Genomic DNA, 2,856 nt, shown 5'->3' with positions numbered 1-2,856 from the left:
GCCCATCGCCCCGCCCAGCGCCTTGCCGAACGTCCCGGTCAGGAAGTCGATCTCGACCCCATGATGCGCGAATGACCCCTTCCCTTGAGGCCCCAGAAACCCGGTCGCGTGACAGTCGTCGACCATGATCAGGGCGTCGTAGCGATCGGCCAGCGCCCGGATGTCCTTTAGCTTGGCGATATAACCATCCATCGAAAAGGCACCGTCGGTGGCGATGACGATGTCGCGCGCCCCGGCCGCCCGCGCCGCCTTCAACTGGGTCTCCAGATCGTCCATGTCGGAGGTGGCGAACCGGTACCGCTTGGCCTTGCACAGCCGCACCCCGTCGATGATCGAGGCGTGGTTCAGACTGTCCGACACGATCGCATCGGCCTCGCCGAACAGGGGCTCGAACAGGCCGCCGTTGGCGTCGAAGGCGGCGGCGAACAGGATGGCGTCCTCGAACCCCAGCCAGGCCGCGACCTGGGCCTCCAGTTCCTTGTGGATGTCCTGGGTGCCGCAGATGAAGCGCACCGAAGCCGTGCCCGCCCCGCGCCGCTCCGTCGCCGCCTGTGCCGCCTGTACGATCCGGTCGTCGCCGGCCAGACCCAGATAGTTGTTGGCGCAGAAGTTCAGGACCTTGCGTCCGCCGACCTCGATCACCGGACCCTGCCGGCTGGCGATCACCCGTTCGGGCTTGGTCAGGCCCTGGCTGTCGATGTCGGCCAGTTCGGCGGATACGCGGTCGTGAAAGGCGGTCGGCATGGGGCCTCGGGCAGCGGCTGGCGAAGGCCCTGCGGGTTACGCCGATTTCGCGACGGACGCCAGCTTGGCCCGACGCCTGAGCTGATGGATCAGCCCCCGGCCGTGTCCCCCGCCTGAGCCCTGAACGGCCTGACCCGGACGCGCCCCCCGCAGGGCGAGAAGGCCTGGGCCAGCGTCACGACCGCCGTATCGCCGGGCAGGGCAACCCGCACCGTGGCCGCGTTCGGACAGGTCCGCTCGCCGATCGCCTCATTGGGCACGACCGACCAGGCGACGTCGAAATAGGCCTTGGCCTGAGGCGCGATCGTCACCGGCGTCGGCCCTGTCGCCCCGCCGAAATAGTTGCCCGACTGCTGTTCGGCCCGGATCGCCGTCAACGACCGCCCCTGCCCGTCCAGCAAGGTGACGGTGGGATAGCCGTTCAGGCTACAGGCCTGCGTGCCCCCATTCTGCGCGCCCAGCACCGCCACCCGATTGCCGGCCCCGGCGTCCCCTCCCTCAGACGAAAGTTTGAGCTGGCTGGTCCGGCAAGGCGGTGCGAGCGATCCGGTCGTAGGGGCCGTCTCTCCCGGCGCGGGCAGTGGCATGGGTTGCGCGGGCGTCCCCGGAGCCGATGTCGGCCGGCTGCACCGCTCCAGGATGGCGACGCCGACGTCCTGATTGGGGCCCAGTCGGCTCAGCGTCGCCTGCTCCTGGCCGTTCGCCGTGGTGGTCCACCATTCCATGCCCGAGCCGGCGTAGCGCGCGCCGGTCGGCGACGGCGTGGTCCGCATCGCATAGGTCTGGTTCAGATAGGCGACATTGGCCGTCGCCGTGTCCGGGTACTGGACCGTCACCGTCTTGCCGCTCTCGCAGGCATAGCCGACAGGCGGAACGGGCGGGGCCTGTGACGTCGCGGCGGCCGGCGCCTGAACCGGTTGGGCCGGGACCGGGTCGCGATTGCATGCCCCCAGGGTCAGGGCTGCGGCAAGGCCGACGACGCTCAGGGCTTGGATCGGACGCATGGCTTTTCCCAGGAAGGCTGAACCCGGTTAACGTCGTTCTCCGTCAAAGGCTCCGCTTCGCTGTTTGACGTGCCGCCTCGCCGATATGGGCGGCCCCGCGTCGCTCCGCGATCTCCATCTGGCGGCGGCGTTCGGCATAGCGGGCCTGCTGTTCCGGCGTCCGGTCTTCGAAGCAGCGGTCGCAGCACACCCCTTCGACGAAACGGGGCGACGCGCGCCCTTCGGCCCCCACCGGCATGCGGCAGCCGCGACACAGAACGTGGTCGCCAAGTGCCAGACCGTGGCCGACCGCCACCCGCTCGTCGAACACGAAACATTCGCCGCGCCACAGGCTCTCGGCTTCGGGCACGGTTTCCAGATAGCGCAGGATGCCGCCGTGCAGGTGCCGCACATCGTCCACCCCCTCCGCCTTCAACAGGGCGCTGGCCTTCTCGCAGCGGATGCCGCCGGTGCAGTACATGGCCACGCGGTCGGGCCGTCGCTCGGCGATCAGCGCCCGTCCCTCGGTCTCGAACCAGGCCGGAAAGTCACGGAAACCTGACGTGTTGGGCTGGACAGCATGGGCGAAGGCCCCGATCTCGCCCTCGTAGTCATTGCGGGTATCGATCACGAGCGTGTCAGGATCTGCGATCAGATCGTTCCAGTCCTCGGCGGCGACATAGGTGCCCGCCGCGTTGGCCGGATCGACGTTGGGCCGACCCATGGTGACGATCTCGGCCTTCACCCGAACCTTCAGCCGGTGAAAGGGCATGACCTCCGCCCAGGCATACTTGATCTCCGGTGCGGCGAGACCCGGCTGGGCCCGGATCCTGTTCAGCACAGCCGCGACGCCGGCGGCCGGTCCGGCGATCGTTCCGTTGACGCCTTCGTGCGCGATCAGAAGGGTGCCGCGAACGCCGCCGGCGCGGCACACCTGTTCGAGGGTCATGCGCAATGCGTCCGGGTCCGAAATCCGGCTGAAACCATAGACGGCAGCGACCTGGATATCGGTCGAGGCGCCCATGCGGTCAGGACTGTTGGTTTCGGTCATCGAAGAGCTCGCTGATCGGTATTCTGAACGCAAAAACGCCGCCCTGTTAGGGGCGGCGTTTGTGATTTGGGTGCGGGA

General features: G+C 68.4%; 3 protein-coding genes. All 3 read right to left on the bottom strand.

The features are described from left to right. Positions 1 to 744: aminotransferase class I/II-fold pyridoxal phosphate-dependent enzyme (locus JHC99_RS18305; RefSeq protein WP_292156118.1), on the bottom strand; the 744-nt coding region annotated here is incomplete at its 3' end. 89 nt (positions 745 to 833) lie between these two features. Further along, complete coding sequence (locus tag JHC99_RS18300) at positions 834 to 1,748, bottom strand: DUF4232 domain-containing protein (RefSeq protein WP_292156117.1); 915 nt, start codon at positions 1,746 to 1,748, stop codon at positions 834 to 836. A gap of 43 nt (positions 1,749 to 1,791) precedes the next feature. Then, a complete protein-coding gene (locus tag JHC99_RS18295; RefSeq protein ID WP_292156116.1) occupies positions 1,792 to 2,778 on the bottom strand; it encodes a rhodanese-related sulfurtransferase in 987 nt (328 codons plus the stop codon). Positions 2,779 to 2,856: the final 78 nt, after the last annotated feature.

It is taken from the genome of Brevundimonas sp., from assembly GCF_016463485.1.
Lineage (GTDB): Bacteria > Pseudomonadota > Alphaproteobacteria > Caulobacterales > Caulobacteraceae > Brevundimonas.
This window is presented reverse-complemented; position numbering and strand designations above follow the sequence as displayed.